The organism is Alkalihalophilus sp. As8PL (assembly GCF_040939795.1).
Taxonomy (GTDB): domain Bacteria; phylum Bacillota; class Bacilli; order Bacillales; family Bacillaceae_D; genus Alkalihalophilus; species Alkalihalophilus lindianensis.
Genome location: NZ_CP162551.1, coordinates 1,081,668 through 1,106,702, shown reverse-complemented (window position 1 = coordinate 1,106,702; position 25,035 = coordinate 1,081,668). Strand labels below are relative to the sequence as shown.

Here is a 25,035-nt window from a genome sequence, read left to right as displayed (position 1 = left end):
AAGGCCATCTATTTAATTCATACGACAACGAACTTTTGTTCGCTGACACAAGTGGGACAACTTAATGTGTTAAGCTAGTTAGGTAAATAGATAGAGGATTATGGGAGTGTGTTACAGAAGTTAATAGATACGACCAATGTAAAAGTAAGGGGGCAGTGTAAAATGGCTAAAAAAGGAATGATTGTAGCTGCGGTCACGACTCTATTGGTGGTGGGAGGGGCAGTCTCTTATTATATGTTTGGAACACCTACTGAAGAAGAGGTAATCGTTCAAGCAGAAGAACAGGTAGAAGAAGGCATTGAAGACGATGAAGATGGTGAGTATGATCAAAAGCCTGTTGAAATCAGTGACCATCCAGACCAAGAATTGATGGCACAAGAAGCGGACTTTCTAGTGACTTTACAGTACGGAGAGTATGAGGAAGCGATTGCTTATCAGCCAGGGCAAGAAACGAAGGCAAATAAAATCATCGCCACACAACATACCTACTTAAACAAATTAGCAGGATGGGGTAGAGCGGATAGTTTAAACTACGAGTCAACGATCTCTGAAGAAGAATGGAATCAATTAAGAGATGATATTAATTGGTTATATAATGAAGGCTTTGCCGACTCACTTGTTAAAAATGATATGAAGAATGCTCGTGCGTTTATGTATGTCGCAGAAAGTCGAGATGCGATGGCTCTGCGCTATTTACATCGAATCTTCCATGACCTTGATGCAGAGATTAATGGAAATGAAGTCGATAAAATTTGGCAAGTCACTCATTCCTTTGGAAAATCATCACAACATAAGACCCTGCACAAGTACTTAAAAGGAAGCTAGATGAATAAAAACAAGCAGAATGGGCTAAGGCTCCATCCTGCTTGTTTTTTTGTTGAAGCGAGCGTAAGGGATGTCAATTCCTTACGAGTCTTTATTTAATAATTCCTCATTCGTCCAGTCTGTGATAAACATATGCCCTGGTGCATGGGTAATCATGAGCGGAAGCTTAGCGTTTTGAGCTGCTGCTTGTGGAGTGACACCGCATGCCCAAAAGATTGGTACTTCATCCTCTGCAATCTCAACATATTCACCGTAATCCGGCTTTTCTATTTCACTAATGCCAATTTGTGCTGGGTCGCCAATATGGACGGGGCCACCATGCATTTGCGGATACTTCTCAGTAATCGAAGTAGCGAGTTGAACAAGCTCTTTTTTAATGGGTCTCATTGATACAACAAGTGGTCCCGAAAAAGGTCCAGCGGCAACAGTTTCGATATTTGTTTGATACATGGCGACGTTCTTTTGTAATTCGATGTGCTTTAGTGGGATGTTTGTTTTAATCATTTCACTCTCAAATGTAAAGCTGCAGCCGATTAAAAAGGAGACGAAATCATCCTCCCAAATAGCTTCAATCGATTCCACTTCCTTTTCAAATGTTCCATCTTTATAAATGTGATATTTAGGGATATCTGTACGAATATCAGAGCCTTTCGCTAGAAGAGATTCTACTTGGCCTGGCTCTAGAACATCAATGACGGGACAAGCTTTCTGATTTCTGAATGTATAAAGGAAAAAATCGAATGCATATTGTTTCGGGACGATAACGAGATTGGCTTGTACGAATTCTTGGCAGTAGCCTGCTGTACTTGCGGTGAAGTGTTGCTCTCTAATTTGTTGTCTAAATGCTACAGGGGTGATCATGAGTACTCGCTCCTTCATTAACTTTTTCTACGAATGACCCTTCTTTACCACCATAAAGGAGGAAGGAATTTTCGTCAAATTATTCTGTCAGCTAGCTCTAAGTCATTATAACCAGGACTATAGATTTTTATTTAGTATGTGCAGATCAAGGATATTATGTGTTGTACAAGCCTATCAACCTATTTTTACCATCATCACTTTACAATAAGAGAGGATAGAGATAAAGTACTATCTTGTAATAGAAAAATTTGGATTATTTCTGTGTGAATAAGGGTACTATCATATCAATGTGAGATGAGGGGGAAGAGTTGAATGAGCGAGGTTACTGTTTCAAATGAAGAGTTGGGCCAAAATGAGGATCAACTGGCAGCTTTTGTAGGGAAGAAATACTCGTCCTATTATGAGAAGAAATGGGCAAAGATTGATGGAAAGAACAATCAAACGTCATGGAATTTTGCCGCTTTTTTCTTACACTTGTTCTGGTTAGGCTATCGTAAGATGTATGGATATGTCTTATTAATCATCGGGATTTTTCTCGTGTTTGACCTGGTTACTTTTTTAGTAGCAGATCCAGAAAATGTAGCATTGCTGATGAGGTTAAATAACTCCATCGGACTTGGAATGGGAGTGGCACTTGGACTCTTTGGCAATTATATGTATCGTCACCATGCTAGAAAACAAATAGAAAAAATCTCATCGGTGGAACCAAACCGAGAGCAACAAGAAGAACTATTGCACAAAAAAGGTGGCAGAAGCTGGTTAGGTGTATTTTACACTTTCCTCATTGTAATCGGTTATGCCATTGTATCAACTCTAGTATTTGGAATTTAATAAGTAGAAAAAGTGCTAACTTACGATTGTTAGCACTTTTTTTGACTGAATAAAGGGGATCTTTAGTACACTTAGAGTAGGAATATAGAAGAAAGGAGTGGAGAAATGAATGGCAAATGGAAGGCATTAGTATTAATAGCTATTGCTGAATTATGTGCATTAAGCTTATGGTTCAGCGGCTCGGTTGTAGCTCCAGAGCTAATCAACGTTTGGAGTGTTAGGGATTCTTCTGTTTCAGCCTGGTTATCAGCTGCTGTTCCAGTGGGCTTTGTCATTGGAGCGCTGATTAGCGCATACTATGGATTAGCCGATAGATTTAATGCGAGAAAGGTCTTTGCGCTATCAGCCTTAATTGGTGCGGGTTTAAATGGATTATTGCTCTGGACGGACCATGCTGCAATTGGAATCATCGTAAGGGTACTGACAGGGATGACATTGGCAGGGGTTTATCCAACGGCTGTGAAGCTATTGTCGCAATGGTTTCCGACAAAAAGAGGTCTTGCGATCGGCGTTTTAATAGCGGCTTTAACAATTGGCTCTGCTCTCCCACAGTTTTTTGTCACAATCTTTTCTGCTGTTAATTGGAAGCTCGTCATTATGACAAGTTCTTTCCTTGCATTAGCGGCAGCAGGTATTGTTTACTGGCTATTGGAAGATGCTCCGGTTGCACAAAAGAAAGCATCTTTCTCTTTTCATTTAATAAAAGAAGTTATCAAAAACAGGCCAGTCATGCTGGCTAACTATGGCTACTTCGGTCATATGTGGGAGTTATATGCGATGTGGACATGGCTTCCACTGTTTTTGGCTGCTAGTTTCCTAACTGATTCACCGACGACGTCAATCGCGTTTGTTTCTTTTGCTTCTTTTCTAGCAATCGGGATTGCGGGTGGATTAGGAAGTGTGATTGGGGGGCTTGTGGCTGATAAAGTAGGGAGAGCTCGTTTAACGATTTATTCAATGGCGATTAGTGCGGCTTGTTGTGTGGCAATTGGATTTACATTCGGTCAATCAATTTGGCTAACGTGGATAATCGCGCTCATTTGGGGAGCTTCTGTGATCGCCGACTCAGCACAATTTTCAGCAGCTGTTTCAGAATTTGCCGATGTTGAATACATAGGAACAGCTCTTACCTTTCAAATGTGTGTCGGATTTCTGATCACCATTTTCTCTATTAATCTCATTCCATACGCACAGCTTTTCCTCGGATGGGAGTGGGTGTTCATCCTTCTTGCGATTGGTCCAATTTTAGGGATCATTTCTATGATTCGCTTCAACCAATATGAAACGTGAAGAGGTTTAACTATAGCTTGCACTGCCTATACTATTAAAATAATCTCTATTAAAAGTGGTGGTGAATAGATGAAAGTATTAATAGCTTTTGGTATAGTCCTTGTGCCGGTTCTTATGCTAATTGTAGATCGTTTTTGGTATGTAGGGAGATTGGTGTTTAATGGTGCAGCATATGTAGCGTTTGTTACGTTTGGTTTTATTATAGCAAGTGCGATACATACGATCTTAAGAGATCATGAGGTGTTTATGACAAGCATTCATGGCATTTTTTTAAATCCTTGGTTTTTAGTTACAGGTGCTTATATTGGTTGGTATACACTTTTTCGGGTGTTAGTAGCCACTACAACAGAAGGGAATCTACATAGAAAGAGCACCTGAAGATTCAGGTGCTCTACATGTGTTTCCTAGCCTTTTGTCACGTTAATCGCATCTTCGTGGATATCGACTGAAACAGCTTCAATACTTTCGTCCCCTAATAGGAGATCCGTAATTTGATCTTCTAAATGCTCTTGAATCACGCGACGTAGCGGGCGTGCTCCAAATGCTGGGTGATATCCAAGCTCAGCGATTTTTTCTTTTGCCGCTTCGGTCACAGCGATCGAGATTCGTTGTTCTGCTAATGTGTTTTCTAAGTCAGCTAGCAAGAGGTCCACAATCTTTACAAGGCTCTCTTTATCGAGTTGATTAAATTCAATAATCGCATCAAATCGGTTTAAAAATTCAGGCTTGAAGTAAGCGGATAGCGAATCAAGAATCGATGTTTCGTTTACCGCATCGCTTGCGTCAAAGCCAAGTGTTTTCTTCTTCACACCGACTCCTGCGTTACTTGTCATGATGATCACTGTATCTTTAAAGCTTACTGTACGACCTTGGCTGTCAGTGAGGCGACCATCCTCTAAAATTTGTAAGAACATATGTTGAACATCAGGGTGCGCCTTCTCAATCTCATCTAACAAAATAATCGAATACGGGTTGCGACGAACTTTCTCTGTTAATTGTCCAGCTTCATCATGTCCAACATACCCCGGAGGCGAGCCAATTAGTTTAGAGACAGAGTGCTTTTCCATGTACTCACTCATATCAAGACGAACCATCGCTTCTTTTGTTCCGAATAGTTCCTTCGCCAATGACTTTGTCAGCTCGGTTTTCCCGACTCCAGTTGGGCCGACAAACAAGAAGGAACCAATAGGACGATGCTTAGCTTTAAGACCAGCACGAGAACGACGAACAGCTTTCGCTACTTTTTGAACAGCCGTATCTTGTCCAATGACGCTTCCGGCTAAGTGATCAGCAAGGTGTTTCATTTTCTCTTGATCATTAGCTTGAAGCTTTCCAACCGGAATGCCTGTTTTCTTTTCAATGATCGCTTCAATCAGAGCTTTATCAACGACAGCTTTTGTCTCGTCCGTATCATTCAGGCGGGCAACGAGTGATTCTTCCTCATCCCGTAATGTAGCCGCCACTTCGTATTTTTCTTCTTTTAATGCTTGATCTTTCTCTTTGGTAAGCTCAGCTAAACGAGCTTCGATATCATCGTGACTTGTTACACCTGCTTGTAGATTCAATTTTGATCCTGCTTCATCTAGTAGATCGATTGCTTTATCAGGTAAGAAGCGGTCTTGAATGTAACGATGTGACAAGCTCACACATGCGTTAATTGCCTCTTCTGTATAGCTTACTTTATGATAATCCTCGTATTTTCCTTGAATGCCTTTTAAGATCTCAATTGCAGCTTCGACAGTCGGCTCATTAACCATCACCGGTTGGAAGCGACGCTCAAGTGCCGCATCTTTTTCAATCTCACGGTACTCCTTAAGTGTAGTTGCCCCAACAACTTGCAGCTCTCCACGAGCAAGTGCTGGCTTTAAAATATTCCCTGCATCCATCGAACCCTCTGCAGAACCAGCCCCGACCAGTAAGTGAATTTCGTCAATGAAAAGCATCACATTTTTACGTTGTTGCAGTTCGGCAATCAACTGGTTCATTCGTTCTTCAAATTGACCACGAATTCCAGTGTTCGCGACAAGGGAGGCAACATCTAATAAAATCACTTCTTTATTTAAAAGTTTTGAAGGGACGTTACCTTCTACAATTTTCGATGCTAATCCTTCTACAATCGCCGTTTTTCCAACACCTGGCTCACCGATTAACACAGGATTGTTTTTATTGCGACGATTAAGAATTTCAATCACGCGTTCTACTTCCTCATCCCGTCCGATGACTGGATCAATTAAGCCTGCTTTTGCTGCGTGAGTTAAGTTTCGACCAAATTGATCTAAGAAACCGCCACCTTTATTGCCACCACCCATCGCTTGTTCATTAGGGGCGTGTTGTGGAAGCTCCTGTGCGTCCATCGAAGGATTCGTGAATTGTTTAAAGAGATCATCGAAAGGCATATGAGAAAATCCATGCCCAAATCCTGATGGGATCCCGCTTTGTGTTTTCATTTCTAGATAGCATGTTTGACATAACTTAAATTGCTTTTTCTCTTGATTAAATTGAAAACTTACATTTACACTCGCTTGACGTTGTTCGCAGTTTTGACATTTCATTTTACATAACCTCCTCGATTTTTATAATTCAGATTAAGAAAGGTAAGAGTTTGACTTTGACTTACTTTGACCTTTATTGATTTTATTATACTTTGACCTTTTCTGACTTTCAAGTATTTTGCTTCATTTTTTTAATGGATCAAAATGGACTAAAGACAATAGAGAGAGAAGCTAATATGATTTACAAAAAGGAGGAATTTTGTTGAAAAATAATCTATTATTTACCTTTATCTTGTTATGGATGGTGAGCTACTATCCTTCTATAACCCTAGCCGAGCAAGCCGGTGACCCAGCTGCTCAGTTAGCAGTAGACTTGATCGGTCCTAATGATCAAGGGTTTATCACTTCGGAATTTGTTCAGTATGTGTATGCTGAATCGAGAAATATTGACCTTCCACGCTTTGCACGAGATCAACGTTTAATTGGAATAGAGATTGAACGTGATGATTTAGTTGCTGGTGATGTGCTCTTCTTTCAAGGAAGCTCATTAATGTCAGGTATTTATATTGAAAATGGTCGCTTTGTCGTTGTGACAAGCTCAGGGATAGCACAAGTGAATCTGGACACCAGTAGTTATTGGTCTGGTATTTATATCGGAGCTAATCGATATATGAAAGACTCCATTACGATAGAGGAGCCTGTAGCGAAACTAGCTTTAGACATGATTGGTGTCAATGAACATGATTTTATAACCTCAGAGTTTGTCCAATATGTTTTTAATGAAGCAAAAGGGTTCGCGCTTCCAAGAGCCGCTAGTGATCAATGGCTTCTTGGAGAAGAGGTGAATCAAGATCAGTTACAGTCTGGTGATGTGGTCTTTTTTCAAGGGACCTATTTAATGTCAGGAATTTATATAGAAAATGGCCGCTTTGTGGTTGTAACAAGTGAGGGAATAACAGAACGAAATTTAATCATGAGTGAGTACTGGTCGAAGGCGTTTGTTGGTGCCAAACGCTATACCGAAGAAAGTCTCACTCCACCTTCTTCGTCAAACGAAATTGTGGAGAAAGCTCGTTCTTTAATTGGGACTCCTTATAATAGAAGGGGAGATAATCCAGAAGATGGCTTTAATACAGGGTCATTTGCTTATTATGTTTATCGGGAAGTAACCGGGAGCTGGCTCTCAAAGCTTTCATTCCCGCAATTTGAAGCTGGTCTTCAAATTGCACGTGATGAACTTCAAGAAGGGGATCTTGTTTTCTTTTTAAATAATGAGGAGTGGCTGACTGGGATCTATACGGGGGATGATCAGTTCATAACCGCTACTTCAGAGGGGGTGCAGGAACGTCATCTAGAGTTTCATACCTATTATGCAGATCGTTATGTGGGGGCAGTACGTTACACCGAAGAAATTTTAAAAAAATCCAACCCTAAAACATATGTAGGTCATGAAAATCCGGTCATCCAAGAGGCAATGAATTATATGGGGACTCCTTACCTTATGACTGGGAGCACACTAGATGCATTTGATTGTTCTTTCTTAATTCAAACATCCTTTAGAGAAGCAAAAGGAATATACCTGCCAAGAATCAGCTATAGACAATGGGAAGTAGGAGAAACCATTCTGCCAGAAGGGACAAATATAGAAGAAATCACCCTCGATGACCATATCAGACCCGGGGATGCTCTTTATTTTTCAGGCACATGGCAAGAAGGGATCTCACATGTCGCCATTTATTTAGGGGACGATTATATGATTCATGCAACTGGTGAAGAAGGGATGACTACAATTTCCTATATGAATTCGTACTGGCGTGAACATTTCACAGGGGTTAAACGTTTTGACGATCTTTCAGTTCGCCTCGATAATCCAGCTATTTATGAGGCTTATCAAGTACTTGGAAGCCCGTATCAATTAGGTGGAGCTCATCCGGATCAAGGATTTGATACAGGAGGACTTGTCCAATACATCTATAAACAGGCATATCAACTTGAACTTCCACGCTATGGCAGCCAGCAATGGCAAGAAGGCACCGAAATTTCGCTTAGTGAGGCAGAGCCAGGAGATTTATTATTCTTTGAAGGAACATCACTGATTCCTGCTGTCTATATAGGAAATAATCAAATGGTTGTCGCAACCCAAGCAAGTGGAGTAACTATTGTTGACCTGACGGTGAGTTCGTATTGGCCTCCGAGGTTTTACGGGGCAAGGACATATGAGAAAATAACCGGAAATCTTGAAGCCGTCGCAGCCCTAACAGAGGGATATGTCGGAGAAGCATTTAGTGGATCTTCTATTGAATTTGTTCAAAGTGTTTATCAAGAAGCTGTGAACATTGAATTATCAGGCAACCTGCACACTCTTCGTTCGAGCGGGGATTGGATCCATATTGAAGAACTAGAAAGAGGAGATGTGATGTTCTTCAGCGAAGAGCCAGATGGAAGCAGGGCGGATTTTGTCGCTATTTATTTAGGAGAAGGAGTATTTGCAACAGTGATGAATGATGTAGTAGTCACATATGAAATGAATGATGATATTGCATGGATTAATCGTCTAATTGAAGCTAGAAGATATTAAAAAGTATGAACAAAGGAGTTGCCTATGGCAGCTCCTTCTTTTCATTTTAAAAAGGATATTAGGGTAAGTAAATCGAATGTATAAAAGAAGACTATACATCCTGGGAGGACAAGTATGGATATTAATCAACTTTCAAAACGATTTATTATTTTTGCCAATGTAGAATGTGCGGGCCGAAGTGAACTATATGAGACATTATCAAAAGAAATTGCTAAAGACGAAGCGTTATTAACACTATGCTCACATGCAAGAGCTGGCCAGCCAGTTCCTAACCTTCTCTTTGGAGCGGTACATTATCTTTTGTTAAGTGGAGAGAAGGATGTACTAGCAGACTATTACCCGAGCTTAGTTGCCCAACCGAAACGTACAAAAGAGGCATTCATTCCTTTTAAAACGTTCTGTGAGAACCATAAAGAACAAATACAGACACTTCTTCAAACAAAGTTGGTGCAAACGAATGAAGTAAGAAGATGTAGCTATTTGTATCCGAGTTTTTCGGCAATTTATGAAAAGGAGAAACGTCCACTTGCTTTAATTGAAATTGGTACGAGTGCTGGTTTGCAGTTATTATGGGATTATTATCGCTATTCCTATGAAGAAACAGAAGAGTTTGGCAACCTAAACTCACCTGTCCATATTCATTCACAAGTAAAAGGCGAGAATGTACCGGCGTTGCTTAAGGATCGTCCACAAATTGAGGCTCGATATGGGATAGACCTTCACATTAATGACCTAACAAATGAAGATGATTATCTATGGCTTAAAGCTCTTATTTGGCCTGAGCAACATACGAGAAGAGCCTTATTCGATGCTGCAGCAATGTGTGTAGCGGAAAATAAAGAGTCATTGCATTTAATAGAAGGAGATGGAGTAGAATTGCTCCCATCCATCGTGGCTGACATATCGAATGATGCTGCCATTTGTGTATTCCATACTCATGTTGCCAACCAAATGCCACAAGAGGTCAAGCGACGTCTACAAGTAACAATAGAAGAAATCGGTCAACAACGTGATATTTACCACTTGTACAATAATATGAGTGATGGCGATCTTCATCTTGATTCCTATCAAAACGGTACGTTCCAGAGTGAAAGGGTAGCCGAAACAGATGGTCACGGAGAATGGTTTAGTTGGAAGCGGAGTTCAAAAGTAACCTCTTAAGGGGCTTTGAAAAAACTTACAAAAACTCGATGAAAGAAATGAAACCGCTTCCTGTAATTTAGAAGGATTCAACTAAATAAAGTTGATAAATGAAACAGTTGTGAACCCACAACTAAAAAAGGAAAAGCATCTTACGGCATGTAAGGTGCTTTTTTAGGAGGGATTTTACGAGAGGATGTTGAAGTGAGTAATTAGTTTGAAATTTTAGATAAAGGGGCAATGAGATGCATAAAGAGAGAAGAAAAGCTTATTGGCAAGTGTTAGCTTGGGCTTTGATTGTTTTTGCCCTTATAAGTGTATGGTGGTTCTTTCGATGAATGCATATTGTAAAAGTGCGCTTCATCAAATTCAGATTGCGATCAATTCGATCATTGCGATTATGCATGAGCTTAATAGCGATGATCTACAAAGTCGCCCAACAGACATGAAATACTCGATTGGTGAATTACTTCAGCACATCTCCCTCCTCCCTAAGGCAGACTATAAGATTAGTAATGGGGCAACAGAAGAGGAGATGTCAGCGTTTTACAGTGAACATTCTTTTCATACGATCAAAGAAATAGAAGGGGCGCTTATTAATCACTATCAATTTTTAGAAAAGAGGTATCAGACGTATACAGATAGAGAGTTGCAAGAGAAGGTGGTTTCGTATTGGGGAGCGACTTATTCAAGATATGAATGGCTTCTTCAGATCGTCTCTCATCTGTACCACCATCGAGGCCAACTTCATGCGATGCTCGTTCATTGCTGCCGGAAAGACCCTCAAATCTCCCTTTTTGAATAAGAGTAGGTTGATAATTATCATACATATTGGAAAGAATAAGGCTCTAAAACATTCAAAATAAGTAGGCTAGCCAACCTAAAGTGTACCCTTTGTAAAGGACATTGTAAAAAAAGGCTTAGGTAACTTGAAGAAGATGATTTCTGTATGTACAGGAGTCATCTTTTTAGAAAGCGTTACCTGTACAAGGTTCATTTTTACTTCTAGCCTTGCATACTTCTCCTCCAGTGTAAGCTCTTTTACTCGCGCTCTTCCAGAACGATCTTGTCTGTTGTCTTTAAGCCCCAAAATCCCCTCATTTCTATAAGTAGCTCACCAACGCTCAGAAGCAGATTTTATTCTTTGCATTCCAATAACTTCAACGTCAAAACCTGCTTCCTTAAAGATCTGTCTTGAGACCTTTCCCTTATTGAATTCGGAAACAAAATGTTCTTTAAACTCGTCTTCGTATCTTTCAAATGTGATGTTTTTATTATACAAAAAAGCACCCTATAGAGAGCACTTTTTTTATAGTGTCTCCTCTATAGGGGACTTTTACGAAACTGTAAGATGCTTTTTAAAAAGTACTATTTAATAGTTATTTCAAGGATACATAATTTAGCCAGATTAGCAAAAAGTAACCTTAATATAACAAAACGAGGTGAGCAATGAAAAGTTCGGATTCTGTAAGCTTAATTGCAGTTATTTTGTTAACTATAACCTCAGTTGGTCTATTTAATCACGTGACGGTGATTCCTGTTCTTATAGAGGCAGTCGGAAGAGATGCTTGGGTATCTGTTTTACTAGCTGGTTTTGTTACTCTTTGCTGGATCCCTTTACTCTATTTTGTCATGAGAAAGTCTAAACAAAAGAATGTGTTTGTATGGTTACAAGAAAAAGTAGGAAAAGTTATCGCCTTTTTACTCATTGGCTCAATTAGTTTGCTTTTTTTAATAAAGTCCACTGTGACGATTACTGAACTGACTGAATGGACGATTATTACTTATTTGCCAGGTACACCCAACCTACTTATTATAGGAATCTTTTCAATCATATGCTTTTTAACAGCTATTACAAATTTAAGGACCATTGCTATTGTTAATGGTGTGCTGCTTCCTATTGTTGTGACATTAGGCTTTTTTGTAATGTTTGCCAATCAGCCTAACAAGGATTACTCCCTGCTCTTTCCTGTATTAGAAAAAGGGTTTGACGCTTCTTTACTAAAAGGAATGGTCTTTTCAGCTGCTGGACTCGTAGAAATCATCGTTATCCTTTTGATCCAACATAAGATCAATAGCTCAATTAAATTAATTCCTCTTCTTATAACAACGGTCATATTAATGGGGTTGACCATTGGGCCGTTAATAGGGGCCATTGTCGAATTTGGTCCCGTTGAAGCAGCTAGACAAAGGTTTCCGGCTTATGAAGAATGGGCATTGGTTTCCATTGGTCGATATGTAGAACATGTTGATTTTCTATCAATTTATCAATGGCTGACAGGAGCCTTTATCCGTATTTCATTTTTTATGTTTCTAATTCCAGAAATCTTTAACCTTACTGATCAAAAAAAGCGAGTGAAAGTATTAGGTGGATATTTTATTACTATGATAATCCTTACCCAACTACCAAACAATGATTTTCAATTTCATTATATTCTTTCCACGTACTTTCTACCAGTTACTCTTTTTTTTATAGTAGCTGTATCATTGTTATTTTCTCTTTTAGTGCTTATTAAGAGAAAGAAAGGAGGTTCCAGGACGCATGAGATTTCATAAATTGATTAAAAAGCATAGTAGAGTTAAGAACATAGTAAGCGCACAGCAGGATACAACTGAACCTAAACCAGAAATTATTAATCACAAGACGATCACCCACTTATTTTCTAGTTGTGAGGATGTGATCATTGAAGCGATACCATTCAAAGAAAAAAGCAATGATGTTGAAACAGTTGTATTTGTTTACTCACCGGGACTAGCTGATACAGAACTCATCAATAAACAAATTGTCCCTCATCTCGAAGACCTCATTGAAAACAATGAATATTTAAGTAAAGAAATTGTGAAAGAAGAATGGAAAATGTCCTCTCTTGCTTTTATAGAGAATAAGGAGCAATTAGCTGTTGAAGTATTTCAAGGAAAGCTGATTCTTTTTTTTGAAAAGTTAGATACATGTTATCAAATTAATATTGCCAAACCTCCCCAACGGAATACAGAAGAAACAAATTCAGAGGTTTCCATACTCGGACCTCGAGATGGATTTATCGAAAGTATCTCAACTAATATTGCTTTAATTAGGAAAAGACTTCCAACCAGTTCTTTGAAGTATGAGAGATTTACAATTGGAGCGAGGTCTCAAACGAAAGTTGGATTAGTATATATAGACGATATTATTAATCCGGAAATAGTAAAGGAAGTCCAAACTCGAATAAGCAAAATAGATGTAGACACTTTATTTAGTTCTAATCAGCTAGCTGAAATAATAAGTGCGAGGACTTTTCATATCTTTCCTATATTTGATTACACAGGAAGACCAGACTTTGTTGTTAACTCTTTAATGAGAGGGAGGTTTGCTATCTTTATTGATGGCAATCCTACTGCAGTGGTTGGTCCTGTCAATTTATTCTTTCTTTTAAAGAGTGCTGAAGACTCGGAGTATTTTTTTGTCTACAACACCTTTGAACGCTTATTGAGATTATTTGGTATTTTAATCGCTGTGTTTTTACCAGGCTTTTGGATTGCATTAGTTACCTTTCATCAAGATCAGATTCCAATTCTCTTACTGGCTACATTATCGACCGCCAGAGCTGGTGTTCCTCTGCCTTCTCCAGTAGAAGCATTAATCATGATGGGTTTATTTGAGTTATTTAGAGAAGCAGGAGCGCGCTTGCCAATAGCTGTTGGACAAACCTTAACAGTCGTTGGGGGATTAATTATCGGGGATGCCGCTATCCGAGCTGGGTTAACGAGCCCCGGGATGGTGGTTGTCATTGCGACCGCTTTAGTAGCCAATTTTACGTTAGTGAACCAATCATTAATTGGGGTTATAAGCATATTGCGTTTTGGAGTGGTGATTATGGCAGGTTTTTTTGGAATGTTTGGATTTATGATTGTTGGCTTAATGATCATAGTATATCTTGCTAATTTAAGAACCTTTGGGATTCCATACCTGACACCGCTATTCCCAATGACCTCCTTGAAAAATCTTGTTACTAGAACGACCCGTCCATCCTGGAAAAAAATAGATTAAAAAAGTAACGGACCCTAAAAGGTTAAAGAGAAGGGATAACATGAAAAAATATTTGATGTTGCTCGTTATAATTCTTTTGCTTACAGCTTGCAACAATGCAAAAGAAATTGAACGGATGTATTACATTCATGCAATTGGAATCGATTATGTAGATGGTCACTACGAGGTTTATAATCAAGTTTTAAATTTTGCTACGATGGCGAAGGAAGCTGGGAGTGCAACAGATAAAGCTGATGCAAAAGTTGGGATGGCAAGCGGTCAAACTATAAACACAGCCTTTCATAATTTGTATCACTCCACTTCACAGCGAATGTACTGGGGGCATCTTGCCGTTATCGTGTTTAGTGAGGAAGCGTTAAAACAAGGCATCGATGAGGCGATTGATTTATTTGCACGCTATAATGAAACACGATATACAGTGTGGTTGTTTTCTACAGAGAGTCCAATAAAAGAGCTTCTAACCACTTTTCCAATTCTAGAAGGCTCGCCTGTTTTGGGTACACTAGGCAACCCTATAGATAGCTATCGACAGAGTTCTTTTATTCCACCCATTCGTCTTCACAGATTTGTATCTGATTATAATGAACCTGGTAAGACAGTGGCTCTTCCGCACATAACGATTAAGAAAGATGTTTGGTTTGATGGAGAAAAAGAGTTTGATTCCCTCCATCCAGAGGGTATTACTTTATTTTCTAACCATCAATATAAAGGGAAATTACTCGGATTAGACATGGTCGGTTACAGGTGGCTTCAAGAGAAAACAAACCGATCTCCCATTATCATTCAACATCAAGGGGATCCTGCAAGTGTCATTATGATGCAAGATCCTAAAGTAGAAATTATACCAGTCACAGATGGAATAAGTCCTAAATATACAATAGATGTGGAAATAGGAGGATCGGTTATTGAGATGGAGCAACCTGTTTCTCTTCAATTTTTAGAGGAAGAGGCCGTTAAAGTAATTGAAAATGAAATTAGAAAAACGTATGAAAAAGCCTTAGCTGAAACTATAGACGTCTATAGTTTAGGATACAAGCTCTATCAACATGACCCGCAATTATGGAAAAAGTTGAACACAGATGGTCAGATTCCTCTTACAGAAGATTTATTAAATGAGGTGAATGTAAAAGTGAGTATTCAAAATGCAGGGAAGAATAAATTAAAACCTTTTCAGTGATAACAATTAACTTTTAATCTTTTGAGGGTGTTCTTCTTTTTGAATAAAGGGTTTCAAAAATGCTCTGTTGAATATGTTAGAAAGACAACGAAAAAGAAGTATCTACATGCAAAAAGAAAAGAGCAGAGCTTACTGGCACGCTTCAAAAAGATCCTAAAGTGGTTTTTTTGAATAAATCCTTATTAGGATAGGGTTAAACTATAGGAAAAAAGAGTAAATAAAGAGTATTGATAGAAGCAAGCCAACCAACCAACTAGATGGAGGGCATACAATGAAAAAAGAAATTGAAATGAAGATGAAAGGTGAGCTTTCTAGGCTAACCAATCGAACTTTTAAATTTGATAAACGAATCAAAGAAGGATGGTATTCAGCCGTCTATTTTTTAAAAACAAAAGAAATAGCTAAGAAGTACAAGCCTGACAAAGTAGTAACAATGCAGTTTTTTCAAAAAGAGGAAGCCGTTCTATGTGGGATTGATGAGTCAATTGCTCTTTTACATACGTTTGCTGAAGATCCAGATGAGCTAGAAATTCATGCCCTCCATGATGGTGATCAAATTAAGCCATTTGAAACCGTCTTAACCATTCGAGGTTCGTATCATAAATTTGGCTACCTAGAAGGCATTATTGACGGCATTTTAGCAAGGCGAACGAGTGTCGCAACTAATGTTTATCGAGTTGTATCAGCGGCCAAGCATAAGCGCGTTATTTTCATGGGCGACCGTGATGATCACTTTAGCAATCAAGCTGGAGATGGATATGCTGCCTTTACAGGGGGAATGTCTGCTCAAGCGACACATGCGATGAATGAGTGGTGGGGCGAAAAAGGTCTTGGAACGATGCCTCATGCATTAATTCAATTGTTTAATGGAGATGTCGTGGAAGCTTCGAAGGCTTATCATGCCACGTATCCAGAAGATGATCTGATTGCACTTGTAGATTATAATAATGATGTAATTACTGATTCCTTAAAGGTTGCACGTGAATTTGGTGAGACACTAAAAGGTGTACGGATTGATACATCAAGAACGATGATTGATCAATACTTCATTCGTAATCAGCATATTTTAGGTAGCTTTGACCCACGAGGTGTAAATATCTCACTTGTTAAAGCATTACGAGAAGCATTAAATGAAGAAGGCTATCATCACGTGCAAATTGTCGTTAGTGGTGGTTTCTCTGCTGATCGCATTAAAGAATTCGAAAAAAATGATACGCCCGTAGATGTATACGGTGTTGGCGGGAGCCTCTTAAAGCTCACGATTGGCTTTACAGGGGATAATGTGATGCTAGATGATGAACCAGAAGCGAAAGCAGGCAGACGATATAACCCGAATCCACGAATGGAGAAAGTAAACATTCATTCTTAGTAAAGATACGTATAAAAAAGCGTGGCCACTAGGGTCCACGCTTTTTTATGCTATTGTTGAATCGCAGCTAAGGATTGTACTAACCCGTTTCCATATTGAGTAGAGGTACCAAGGTTAACTGCTGTATCATTCAAAAGGTTGCGAAGTTCCACATTGGATAAATGTGGCTTAGCTTGCCATACTTGTGCTGCAACTCCTGCCACATGTGGAGAAGCCATCGATGTTCCGTTAAAAGATGCATAATTGTTATTTGGAGTCGTGCTAAGAATTCCTACTCCAGGAGCTGAGATCTCAACTGCTGGACCTGTGCTTGAGAATGTTGCACGTTGGTTGTTTTGATCCGTCGCAGCTACTGCGATTACTGAATCATATTTAGCAGGGTAGCCGACTGTATCATTTTTACCACTGCGTGTTCCACTGTTTCCAGCCGCAGCAACAACAAGCACTCCCTCAGCATATGCTAGATCACTAAACTCTTTTAAAATAGCAGAACTTTGCGAGCCACCAAGGCTCATATTAATGATATCGATATCATTATTGATTGCCCACTCGATTCCCTCGGCAATTCCCGCATATGAACCACTACCAGAATTGTTTAATACTTTTACCGCATAGAGAGAAGCTTCGCTTGCGACACCAATAACACCAATATCATTATTCACTGCCGCAACAGTACCAGCGACATGTGTGCCATGGCCATCACCATCAAAAAATGGATCAGAGTTGGCTGAATCAGTAAAAACAGAATGTCCGCCTTTTACGTTGGCTGATAGATCAGGATGATTGCGGTCGATTCCCGTGTCAAGAATCGCTACCTTTACACCATTTCCTGTGAAGCCTGCATCTTGTGCAGCAGTCCCTTGTACACGAGGAATGCCCCACGGAGTCGTTTGAGCTAATTTAGTTACCTCAGCATTTTCCTCAACCATTTGAACATGAGGATGATTTTGCAGGCCGCGAGCTTGATTTTCTGTTAAATTCAAATGCATGACCGGAAGGAGGTCATATTCATGAATAATATCTTTATTATCAATACCAAATGCTTGGACTAACCCTTTCTGTGCTGCACCATTAAATTGAACTAAATAATCTTTTACCTCTGCGTTCGCATTTCCTGCTAATACAGCTTGTCCCGGTACTGCCATCAAGATTACAAGTAATACAGCTAAAAATAATCGTCTCAAATAGGTAGCCTCCAATAGTAATAGATTTTGTTTGTTACATACCATTCACTAAGTGCAAAGCCTCCTTTCAGAAATCGAATAGTCTGTTTTAATGAAGCTTGGTGTGCAATCTAAGAGGTCGGGTATATCGAAAGAAAATTCTTTCTATTTAATTTAAGAATAAGTTTAAAATTGGAAATATTCAATAAATTTTTATATAAACATACTAATAGGAAGTAATTTGGAAGTGGGTGAGGAAGCTCTATTAATTAGAAATATGTGGTAGAATTGAGAGGTTATATGTTGTAGATAAATCAGTAGGATGTGGGTCATATGTCAGTAAAATGGATTGGCTGGGTAGGGATTTTACATGTTTTGTTTATTGTGGGGTGGATCGTTTACAATCTATCTCATTACTTGATCTATCCCGCTCCTCTATTAGAAGACGGTCAGTCATTAGCGGAACTAGGAATCCTTTATTATAGTGAGCATAGAGGTTTGCTAGGATTTGATCATGGGAGTAAATCATTGATGATGCTTTTATCAATTGTTTTACCAGTTGGAATCTTTTATATCCTAAAAAGAGATTCAGCATTCGACCTACTAAACATGCTTGCATTAGTGGCGGGAGTGGTAGGGTTTACGCTCTATAGCTTATCTTTAATGCTACAGGCAGTAACGGTTGAATATGCATTTCAGTTGTTCGTATCTAATAATGATGCATCTGCGCAAGCTTTTGCGACACTCATTTATGATTGGACGATGTTGCAAGGCGGATTCTCCGTGAGTATTTACATTCTAGCTAATCTATCTCTTGCCACGTGGTTACTTATTCATTCAAAAAAAATTGCTAGAGATTTTAAGATGAAAGTATTTGGTGTATTTGGGATGACTGTAGGATTTCTTCATATAGGGGGCTATAGTGTGTCATGGTTTTTTCTCATGCAAGGCTCTCAAGTGATGCATGAAGTTAACGAAGTCGTGGGGGTTTTATGGCTCGTATGGTTGGCGTGGGTAAGTTTATACATCATAAACGGTAAGATAAATAGGAGTGAAATCAACTAGTAGGGCTTACGAGAAGCACTCATCGCATTTAATGGGTGCTTCTTTTTAAGATGAGTTATCACGTGCATTCAGAAAAAATACGAGCAAGGTCATAACAAAGCCAGTACCAAACGTTTGTAATGCAGTCACTAGAGCAGCTGTTTGATAAAACTCTCGAGTAAGGGAGCTAAAGAAAAAGCTTAATGATGAGAGGTAGAAGAATACGTGAAGAAAGGCTATAACTGTTGCGAATATCACCTTTTTAATCGATTTGAGAGCGAGAAAGCTCGTGTGTAAAAAAGGGATCGTGACTAGTGCTAAGCTTGATAGTAATAACGAGGGCATAAAGCCAGGACCGCCGATGATAAATCGATAGACATTTAAGACAAGATATAGTGGAATAGCAACGAAAAAACCACCATATAACGAGGCAATAATAAAAGGAATGTATCTCAAATCAAAAATAAATCCGTTACCGATTGGAATGGGTAAGGTCATACATAATAGTAAGATGCTAGCAGCTACCAACACTAACAGGGCCTGATTTCCCATTGTAGTCTTTTTGTATTCGATTATAAGGAGATAAATAAACATCCCGAATAGCAAAAAGAGAATGTTAGCTAATAGAGTTTCGATCATTTTCATCGTTCCTTTCGCACCTTTTCAATCGAACATTTCGAAAGTAAATCTCACTCATTTTAGCATAAGTTAGAGAAATATAGGTGAAAAAGCTATATTACTATTAAGACCTTCTTCCGAGAGAAAGGCTTATGTATAAATTACCGCTTAGAGGGACGTTTCAAACGTCTACTTAAAGAACACTAAAAAACATGAAGCTCACTTTAAAGAGAGCTTCATGTTTTAGTGTTGATTACTTATCTTTCATGAACCAAAGTGGTGTTTCATCATCAACCTCACCGTTATAATTGATAAATATTTCTTCACCGGCTTTAATATCACGGTACGCATAGTAATCAAATGTATGTTGGTCAAAGTTAATATCATACGTAGCATTTGGAGTGAACGAATGATTAAATAACATCCCATACCCAAGCACAACAGCTGAATGGTTTTTTCCATATTCATACACATAATCCGCTAAGGCAGTTTCTTGGATTAAAATATGCTCGACATTTGGATAAGGTACTACGGGAGCTTCATGAATCAATGTTCCTTTGGGAATATCTTCTGTTGCGAAAACCCCTCTATTAAATTCTCCCTCACTAATCGGGGAGGTCATAACTTTAATCATTTACGTCACCTTCCGGGTCTCTAAAGTTGCAAAAATGCATCTCTCTAAGCTTGACAGTTGTTGATGAAGAAAGCAACTGTCAAATGATTGTTATTTAACGTACGGACTTTGCTAATGTTCTCTTCTCTCGCTTGAGATTAAGCTTGAAAAAAGCTAGTGCATATATAAAGGTGAGAAATAGGTACCCTATACCAACGGCTAAACTTAACATTCTCGGTTCAAAAGCTTCCACAAGTAAGCCGCCAATCCCCATAGTGACTCCAAGAGTTGTATTTGAAATCATTGTTGTTAGACCAAAGAACATACCTTGTCTTGGTTTTGGTATTACTTTCATCATGATGGTGCTAAGACAGATATTACTAATACCACCGACAAATGTGATAAACAACACAGATAAGAGTGCTAAAGCAAAGGTAGGAGCGACACTTAAAAATAGATGACCAACCCCTTCTAAAGCAATAAAAGAAACAATGAATGCGAGTAAATTTTTGTTCAAGAAAGGAGAGAGTAAGGAACTAAAAACAAAGCCTAATCCAAGAAATCCATAAATTAACCCCACTCCAAGCTCTCCTTTATCAAATACATCAAGTGCATATACACTCAGGAGGACATTATCAATTCCATTGGCTAGGGGCATCGTACATTCGATCAATAGGAAGGTCATTACGGCAAATGAACTTACAATCCAATGAATGGAAGGGCGTTTCGTAGTGGGGGGGTTTGATTGAATCGATGAATAAGAATCCTTAGTAAAAGTGATTGTCCGTAAGAAATAAGCAGACAATAAAAATGATAAAGCATTAAGGGAAAACGCAATCTCTAAACCGAAAAGGTAAGCAACCATCCCGCCAGCAGTAGATCCCACAATAAGCACGATACCGACCATGATTTGTTCAATGGCATTTACGTATAGTAACTTCTCTTGTTGAACCAATATCGGTATAGAGGACATTCGTGTAGGCGCATACAATGCTTCTCCACTAGCTAATAGAAAGGCGCTTACATAAACAATCCACAATTCTCCAGGCTCGTTAACAAGTAACGGTGTAAGGGCAAATGGTATACGGCAGAGGTCGATACCAACAAGCAGTGCTTTTTTTTGAAATTTATCAGCGAGAATTCCGCCCAAAGGGGCAATTAGTAAAAAAGGAATCATTCGAATTAGAAATAACAGTCCAATGGCCGCTCCTGAGCCAGTCACTTGATAAAGGAGGGTTAAAGCTGCAACTTGAGTAAAGCGATTTCCAACCCCGTTCACCACTCCGGCTAGGAAGAGTTTCCGATACTCTCTTTCTTCTTTCCAAACACTCCACTTGGTCATTACCTCACCAACTTTCTTTGATAAATGCAAGTTAATTAGATATATATCTAATTAGTGTAAGAAAAGAAAAGCAGCTCATCACACAAGCCACATTTCTTCTGGATTCAATTGGTACAGTCCTTTATCTCTGTGCATAAACTGACACATTACAAATTCGCGGCGAATCGTTGCGAAATCTTCATGGTATTGCTTAATGAATTCATTGATTTCTTTCTCACTATAGGTCGTCCCAACCTTCAGTTTGCTTGCAAGATGCTCGAGGATGATAAGCTTTTTCTTTCGCTGTGCAGGAATCGTTTTTAAGCGGCCTGCCTGATCAAAAAAATTCTGAATGACTTTGTACTTCTCAGTATCTTCTACTTTAAAAGGATCCATTTCCTTCTCACCTCCAAGACGAGTGATGGCTCCGGCCATTGATTCAAGCTTTTTTTCATCTAAATGAAAATAAATGGTGTTCTTTTCCCGACGTTGATAGACGATGGCAATGTCTCTTAGTTTCGTTAGATGATGAGAGATTGTAGGGGGGGTTAAGCCTAGCTTCCCGGCGATCGCTTGCCCATGAAGAGGTCCATCTCTTAAGAGAGCAATGATTTGGATACGTGTTTTATCCCCAAGTGTTTTGTGGAAGTTCACTAATCGATTTAATTGCACGGCAAAAGCTCCTTTAATGTTTATCTAATTAGATAATAATCTAATTAGAAGGATATGGCAATAGGCAAATAACAAAAGGGATGATATGTTATACGGCGAATTAAGTAGAAAGGAAGTAGGTGATCGAATGCATCCTCTAACAATTCTAGAATATGGAATAGCAGGGGTGGTGGTCTTTGGTATACTCTTAATTTCACTATTTCTCCCTTATAAATGGAAATGAATTGGATTCATAGCAGTGCTTGTGATATTTATCTTTTCAATAACATTCTTTTTGGCGAGGCCACATTGGATAGACTGGCAAATCGGGAAACGAACCCTGCTATTAGACAATTATCTAGAAAATCGTTATCCTAGTGAAAACTGGGATATAGGAGCGATTGACCATCGGACCTATCCACAATATCATCCATATCATTTGAGAGTGACATTTGAAGATGAACCTGGTTTTATTTACAATTATCATGTTGACGGAAAAGGAAGAATTCGTCAGAGGGGATATGAAGTGAGTGAAGATAAGGTCCATTCAAAAGGAAACTACATAGAAGATGATGATCTTTAAAAGGTGTGAGAACGATGCAACGAGATGGACAACAACTAATCATGGAAAGTCAGGACGTGTTAAAGGTCACACATGTCTGGTATGCAAGCTATGGGTCAAACATGAATCCTCAACGTTTTTATTGTTATATTCAAGGTGGAAGACCCGAAGGCTCAACGAAGACAGAGAGAGGATGCCGGGATAAAGAATTACCAACTTCGATCAAGACATTGACGCTTCCTTATGAAGCGTATTTTAGCCATTACTCAGATCGTTGGGGAGGGGCACCGGTATTTATTGATCCTGATATTGGAGAAAAGCAATCACATTTTGTCTGCTATTTAATTACGATGGAACAATATTTAGATGTGATGGCACAAGAGAATGGATTGCTAGAAGTAGAAAGTGAAATATCTCGTTTGGTAAATGATCAAACAGCCACTTTGAATGGGTTATATGGGAAAATGATGAATGTAGGAACGGTGGAAGGCTTCCCGGTCTTCACATTTACAAACCCAAAGAGACCAGTGGGAGAGACAGAATTCCCACCGTCTATTCCTTATTTACAAACCATTATGAAGGGGTTAAAGGGTCAATGTGGGTTGAATGCAAAGGAGATTGCGGAGTATCTAATTCATTTAGATGGGGTATCGCCTGCTTATTCGTATGATGAATTGATTCAAATAGTTAATAAATTATCACAATAAAAACGTAGCTGCTTAAGCAGCTACGTTTTTATTGTGAGTTCTTATAGAGAATAGGAATCATTCTTATTTAATTATTGACTTTTTTGCTTCCTCGTTCATATAATCGTAATGATTACGATTTGATTCGGTGAAAAGGGAGATTAATAGAATATGAATAAAATTACTTGGTTTACCTTAATTGTTTTATTGTGCACTCTAGCACTTGTAGGGTGCTCAATTAATGAAGAAGCAGCAATAGAAAAGGAAGGGGAAATTAGTGAAGACGCAGAAAAATCACTATCATTACTATTTAGTTTCCCATCCTCCACTCTCGATCCACATCATGATTGGATGGGAGTTCGTGCTGGAATTGCAGAAACGCTCGTTAAAATCAATGGAGACCTAGAAATTGATCCATGGTTAGCTGAGTCGTACGAGCAAATAGATGACACCACATGGGAATTTACAATTCATGATCATGTAACGTTTCATGATGGAACAAAAGTAGATGGCGAGGCGGTTAAAGCTTCCTTTGAGCGATTACTTGAAGTGAATGATTCTGTTAATTCGATGTTGAAAGTTGAATCAATTGAAGCAGAAGGACAAACTGTCACTTTTCAAACTGAGGAGACCTTCCCTGCCTTCTTATCAGAGCTCGTACATACTAATGCATCTATTGTGAAAGTTGATACCGATGATATGACCGAACAACCAATCGCAACGGGTCCATTTAAAGTTAAATCGTTTACTCCTGAATCAAAGGTTGAATTAGAGCGTTATGAGGAGTATTGGGACGGGGCAGCTAACTTAGACAAGGTAAACATCACCTTTAATTCTGATGCAAATGTTCGCGCATTAAGCTTACAGTCAAATGAGGTAGATATTGCTTATCATTTACCTCCAGAAGCATTAGAGCCAATTGAGAGTAGTGACGCCCTACGAGTAGAGTCTGTTCCGAGTTTGCGTGCGCATTTTGTCCTTTATAACCAATCAAAGCCTTTATTGCAGGATCAGAATGTGAGAAAGGCCTTAGACCTTATTATCAATCGTCCTGTGATGGTAGATGAGATTATGAGCGGTCATGCAACAGCTGCAAACGGACCATTTAATCCTGATTTTGCTTTTGCAAGTCAAAATGACCCCGAAGAATATGATCCAGAACAAGCGAAGGAATTACTGAATGAGGCTGGTTTTGAGATGAATGAAAATGGCATCCTTGAAAAAGATGGAGAGCCATTATCTTTAACGATTGCGACCTATCAAGGGCGTCCGGAGCTACCGTTAATGGCGCAATATTTACAAGCTGAAGCATCAAGCATTGGGATTCAGCTTGATATAGTGACAATTGAGAACATTGATAGTTATTTATTTGAGCAGCAAGATGAATGGGATCTCGTTACATACAGTAATTTAACAGCACCTAGAGGAGACGGGGGATACTTTTTGAATGTCGCCTACTTACCTGATGGATCACTGAATCCAGGACAAATTGATATCACTGAATTAAATGAGTTAACCGAACAAATCAATCAAACAATTGATCAAGAGAAACGTGAAGATCTTCAACAACAAGCTATAGAGATCATTCAAAAAGAAGTGCCTCAATCGTTCATTTTGCATCCCCATATTATTGTCGGAGTGAATGAACGTGTGACCAATTGGGAGCCTGGTTCAGAAGAATACTATTTAATTACCAATGAGATGGACGTAAAGGAATAAAAAGTGGAAGCATCGATTCTCGGTGCTTTCACTTTTCTACTTCGTTATTAATATGAAAGGAGGGAGAT

Annotated in this window: 23 protein-coding genes; 15 read left to right on the top strand and 8 right to left on the bottom strand. The window is 39.0% G+C overall.

Annotation, left to right across the window (positions count from 1 at the left end; genetic code table 11):
* Positions 1 to 162: 162 nt before the first annotated feature.
* Positions 163 to 825 carry a hypothetical protein gene (locus tag AB3N04_RS07180; protein WP_368505423.1) on the top strand — a complete coding sequence of 221 codons (663 nt, stop codon included), beginning with the start codon at positions 163 to 165 and terminating at the stop codon, positions 823 to 825.
* An 81-nt stretch (positions 826 to 906) separates the two neighbouring features.
* Here the strand turns inward: AB3N04_RS07180 and AB3N04_RS07175 are convergent, their stop codons facing one another.
* Complete coding sequence (locus tag AB3N04_RS07175; RefSeq protein WP_368505421.1) at positions 907 to 1,686, bottom strand: putative hydro-lyase; 780 nt, start codon at positions 1,684 to 1,686, stop codon at positions 907 to 909.
* Positions 1,687 to 1,998: 312 nt separating this feature from the next.
* Between AB3N04_RS07175 and AB3N04_RS07170 the strand changes: the two genes are divergently transcribed.
* The 3 genes from AB3N04_RS07170 (at position 1,999) to AB3N04_RS07160 (ending at position 4,185) form a co-directional block, all read left to right on the top strand.
* On the top strand, positions 1,999 to 2,517 hold the full coding sequence (locus AB3N04_RS07170) for a DUF2628 domain-containing protein (RefSeq protein ID WP_368505420.1): 519 nt from the start codon (positions 1,999 to 2,001) through the stop codon (positions 2,515 to 2,517).
* A gap of 105 nt (positions 2,518 to 2,622) precedes the next feature.
* On the top strand, positions 2,623 to 3,807 hold the full coding sequence (locus tag AB3N04_RS07165; RefSeq protein WP_368505419.1) for an MFS transporter: 1,185 nt from the start codon (positions 2,623 to 2,625) through the stop codon (positions 3,805 to 3,807).
* A gap of 69 nt (positions 3,808 to 3,876) precedes the next feature.
* Positions 3,877 to 4,185, top strand: a complete 309-nt coding sequence (locus AB3N04_RS07160; RefSeq protein ID WP_368505418.1) for a transposase — start codon at positions 3,877 to 3,879, stop codon at positions 4,183 to 4,185.
* 26 nt (positions 4,186 to 4,211) lie between these two features.
* Here the strand turns inward: AB3N04_RS07160 and AB3N04_RS07155 are convergent, their stop codons facing one another.
* Positions 4,212 to 6,359 carry an AAA family ATPase gene (locus tag AB3N04_RS07155; RefSeq protein ID WP_368505417.1) on the bottom strand — a complete coding sequence of 716 codons (2,148 nt, stop codon included), beginning with the start codon at positions 6,357 to 6,359 and terminating at the stop codon, positions 4,212 to 4,214.
* Between the two features lie 202 nt (positions 6,360 to 6,561).
* On the opposite strand from AB3N04_RS07155, the gene AB3N04_RS07150 reads away from it, so the two are divergent.
* From AB3N04_RS07150 to AB3N04_RS07140, 3 genes are all read left to right on the top strand, one after another.
* Entirely contained in the window at positions 6,562 to 8,877 is a 2,316-nt protein-coding gene (locus tag AB3N04_RS07150) for an NlpC/P60 family protein (RefSeq protein ID WP_368505416.1), read from the top strand.
* Between the two features lie 114 nt (positions 8,878 to 8,991).
* Positions 8,992 to 10,038: a DUF2332 domain-containing protein gene (locus AB3N04_RS07145; RefSeq protein ID WP_368505415.1), complete on the top strand. Its 1,047-nt coding sequence runs from the start codon at positions 8,992 to 8,994 to the stop codon at positions 10,036 to 10,038.
* A gap of 313 nt (positions 10,039 to 10,351) precedes the next feature.
* Positions 10,352 to 10,822, top strand: coding sequence for a DinB family protein (locus AB3N04_RS07140; protein WP_368505414.1), 471 nt, complete (start codon positions 10,352 to 10,354; stop codon positions 10,820 to 10,822).
* A 75-nt stretch (positions 10,823 to 10,897) separates the two neighbouring features.
* Here the strand turns inward: AB3N04_RS07140 and AB3N04_RS07135 are convergent, their stop codons facing one another.
* A complete protein-coding gene (locus tag AB3N04_RS07135) occupies positions 10,898 to 11,107 on the bottom strand; it encodes a hypothetical protein (RefSeq protein WP_368505413.1) in 210 nt (69 codons plus the stop codon).
* A gap of 359 nt (positions 11,108 to 11,466) precedes the next feature.
* On the opposite strand from AB3N04_RS07135, the gene AB3N04_RS07130 reads away from it, so the two are divergent.
* The 4 genes from AB3N04_RS07130 to AB3N04_RS07115 all read left to right on the top strand — a co-directional run bounded on the left by AB3N04_RS07130 (position 11,467) and on the right by AB3N04_RS07115 (position 16,590).
* Positions 11,467 to 12,573, top strand: a complete 1,107-nt coding sequence (locus tag AB3N04_RS07130) for an endospore germination permease (protein ID WP_368505412.1) — start codon at positions 11,467 to 11,469, stop codon at positions 12,571 to 12,573.
* Positions 12,560 to 14,044, top strand: coding sequence for a spore germination protein (locus AB3N04_RS07125; protein WP_368505411.1), 1,485 nt, complete (start codon positions 12,560 to 12,562; stop codon positions 14,042 to 14,044). Before AB3N04_RS07130 ends, AB3N04_RS07125 begins: the two co-directional genes overlap by 14 nt.
* A gap of 40 nt (positions 14,045 to 14,084) precedes the next feature.
* Positions 14,085 to 15,221, top strand: a complete 1,137-nt coding sequence (locus tag AB3N04_RS07120) for a Ger(x)C family spore germination protein (RefSeq protein WP_368505410.1) — start codon at positions 14,085 to 14,087, stop codon at positions 15,219 to 15,221.
* Positions 15,222 to 15,492: 271 nt separating this feature from the next.
* Positions 15,493 to 16,590: a nicotinate phosphoribosyltransferase gene (locus tag AB3N04_RS07115; protein ID WP_368505409.1), complete on the top strand. Its 1,098-nt coding sequence runs from the start codon at positions 15,493 to 15,495 to the stop codon at positions 16,588 to 16,590.
* A 50-nt stretch (positions 16,591 to 16,640) separates the two neighbouring features.
* Here the strand turns inward: AB3N04_RS07115 and AB3N04_RS07110 are convergent, their stop codons facing one another.
* Positions 16,641 to 17,774: a S8 family peptidase gene (locus tag AB3N04_RS07110; RefSeq protein ID WP_368505408.1), complete on the bottom strand. Its 1,134-nt coding sequence runs from the start codon at positions 17,772 to 17,774 to the stop codon at positions 16,641 to 16,643.
* Positions 17,775 to 18,086: 312 nt separating this feature from the next.
* Here AB3N04_RS07110 and AB3N04_RS07105 point away from each other — a divergent pair, with 312 nt between their 5' ends.
* Complete coding sequence (locus AB3N04_RS07105) at positions 18,087 to 18,818, top strand: hypothetical protein (protein WP_368505407.1); 732 nt, start codon at positions 18,087 to 18,089, stop codon at positions 18,816 to 18,818.
* A gap of 45 nt (positions 18,819 to 18,863) precedes the next feature.
* Here AB3N04_RS07105 and AB3N04_RS07100 read toward each other — a convergent pair whose 3' ends face one another.
* The 4 genes from AB3N04_RS07100 to AB3N04_RS07085 all read right to left on the bottom strand — a co-directional run bounded on the left by AB3N04_RS07100 (position 18,864) and on the right by AB3N04_RS07085 (position 22,021).
* On the bottom strand, positions 18,864 to 19,442 hold the full coding sequence (locus tag AB3N04_RS07100) for a LytS/YhcK type 5TM receptor domain-containing protein (protein WP_368505406.1): 579 nt from the start codon (positions 19,440 to 19,442) through the stop codon (positions 18,864 to 18,866).
* 226 nt (positions 19,443 to 19,668) lie between these two features.
* Positions 19,669 to 20,049, bottom strand: a complete 381-nt coding sequence (locus AB3N04_RS07095; protein WP_317123158.1) for an SET domain-containing protein — start codon at positions 20,047 to 20,049, stop codon at positions 19,669 to 19,671.
* 94 nt (positions 20,050 to 20,143) lie between these two features.
* Complete coding sequence (locus tag AB3N04_RS07090; protein ID WP_368505405.1) at positions 20,144 to 21,370, bottom strand: MFS transporter; 1,227 nt, start codon at positions 21,368 to 21,370, stop codon at positions 20,144 to 20,146.
* Between the two features lie 78 nt (positions 21,371 to 21,448).
* The gene (locus AB3N04_RS07085; RefSeq protein ID WP_368505404.1) at positions 21,449 to 22,021 is read right to left on the bottom strand and encodes a metalloregulator ArsR/SmtB family transcription factor; all 573 of its coding nucleotides are present in this window, start codon (positions 22,019 to 22,021) and stop codon (positions 21,449 to 21,451) included.
* Between the two features lie 238 nt (positions 22,022 to 22,259).
* Here AB3N04_RS07085 and AB3N04_RS07080 point away from each other — a divergent pair, with 238 nt between their 5' ends.
* The 3 genes from AB3N04_RS07080 (at position 22,260) to nikA (ending at position 24,967) form a co-directional block, all read left to right on the top strand.
* Entirely contained in the window at positions 22,260 to 22,583 is a 324-nt protein-coding gene (locus tag AB3N04_RS07080; protein ID WP_368505403.1) for a hypothetical protein, read from the top strand.
* Between the two features lie 14 nt (positions 22,584 to 22,597).
* The gene (locus AB3N04_RS07075) at positions 22,598 to 23,269 is read left to right on the top strand and encodes a hypothetical protein (protein WP_368505401.1); all 672 of its coding nucleotides are present in this window, start codon (positions 22,598 to 22,600) and stop codon (positions 23,267 to 23,269) included.
* A gap of 150 nt (positions 23,270 to 23,419) precedes the next feature.
* Positions 23,420 to 24,967, top strand: a complete 1,548-nt coding sequence (gene nikA / locus AB3N04_RS07070) for a nickel ABC transporter substrate-binding protein (RefSeq protein WP_368505400.1) — start codon at positions 23,420 to 23,422, stop codon at positions 24,965 to 24,967.
* Positions 24,968 to 25,035 lie beyond the last annotated feature (68 nt).

Bases quoted from the DNA above. Each gene is read 5' to 3' on its own strand.
- AB3N04_RS07175 (WP_368505421.1), bottom strand. From the start codon at position 1,686: ATGATCACCCCTGTAGCATTTAGACAACAAATTAGAGAGCAACACTTC.
- AB3N04_RS07180 (WP_368505423.1), top strand. From the start codon at position 163: ATGGCTAAAAAAGGAATGATTGTAGCTGCGGTCACGACTCTATTGGTG.
- AB3N04_RS07095 (WP_317123158.1), bottom strand. From the start codon at position 20,049: ATGATTAAAGTTATGACCTCCCCGATTAGTGAGGGAGAATTTAATAGA.
- nikA (WP_368505400.1), top strand. From the start codon at position 23,420: ATGAATAAAATTACTTGGTTTACCTTAATTGTTTTATTGTGCACTCTA.
- AB3N04_RS07170 (WP_368505420.1), top strand. From the start codon at position 1,999: ATGAGCGAGGTTACTGTTTCAAATGAAGAGTTGGGCCAAAATGAGGAT.
- AB3N04_RS07120 (WP_368505410.1), top strand. From the start codon at position 14,085: ATGAAAAAATATTTGATGTTGCTCGTTATAATTCTTTTGCTTACAGCT.
- AB3N04_RS07100 (WP_368505406.1), bottom strand. From the start codon at position 19,442: ATGAAAATGATCGAAACTCTATTAGCTAACATTCTCTTTTTGCTATTC.
- AB3N04_RS07145 (WP_368505415.1), top strand. From the start codon at position 8,992: ATGGATATTAATCAACTTTCAAAACGATTTATTATTTTTGCCAATGTA.
- AB3N04_RS07130 (WP_368505412.1), top strand. From the start codon at position 11,467: ATGAAAAGTTCGGATTCTGTAAGCTTAATTGCAGTTATTTTGTTAACT.
- AB3N04_RS07105 (WP_368505407.1), top strand. From the start codon at position 18,087: ATGTCAGTAAAATGGATTGGCTGGGTAGGGATTTTACATGTTTTGTTT.
- AB3N04_RS07165 (WP_368505419.1), top strand. From the start codon at position 2,623: ATGAATGGCAAATGGAAGGCATTAGTATTAATAGCTATTGCTGAATTA.
- AB3N04_RS07090 (WP_368505405.1), bottom strand. From the start codon at position 21,370: ATGACCAAGTGGAGTGTTTGGAAAGAAGAAAGAGAGTATCGGAAACTC.
- AB3N04_RS07160 (WP_368505418.1), top strand. From the start codon at position 3,877: ATGAAAGTATTAATAGCTTTTGGTATAGTCCTTGTGCCGGTTCTTATG.
- AB3N04_RS07155 (WP_368505417.1), bottom strand. From the start codon at position 6,359: ATGAAATGTCAAAACTGCGAACAACGTCAAGCGAGTGTAAATGTAAGT.
- AB3N04_RS07140 (WP_368505414.1), top strand. From the start codon at position 10,352: ATGAATGCATATTGTAAAAGTGCGCTTCATCAAATTCAGATTGCGATC.
- AB3N04_RS07075 (WP_368505401.1), top strand. From the start codon at position 22,598: ATGCAACGAGATGGACAACAACTAATCATGGAAAGTCAGGACGTGTTA.
- AB3N04_RS07125 (WP_368505411.1), top strand. From the start codon at position 12,560: ATGAGATTTCATAAATTGATTAAAAAGCATAGTAGAGTTAAGAACATA.
- AB3N04_RS07115 (WP_368505409.1), top strand. From the start codon at position 15,493: ATGAAAAAAGAAATTGAAATGAAGATGAAAGGTGAGCTTTCTAGGCTA.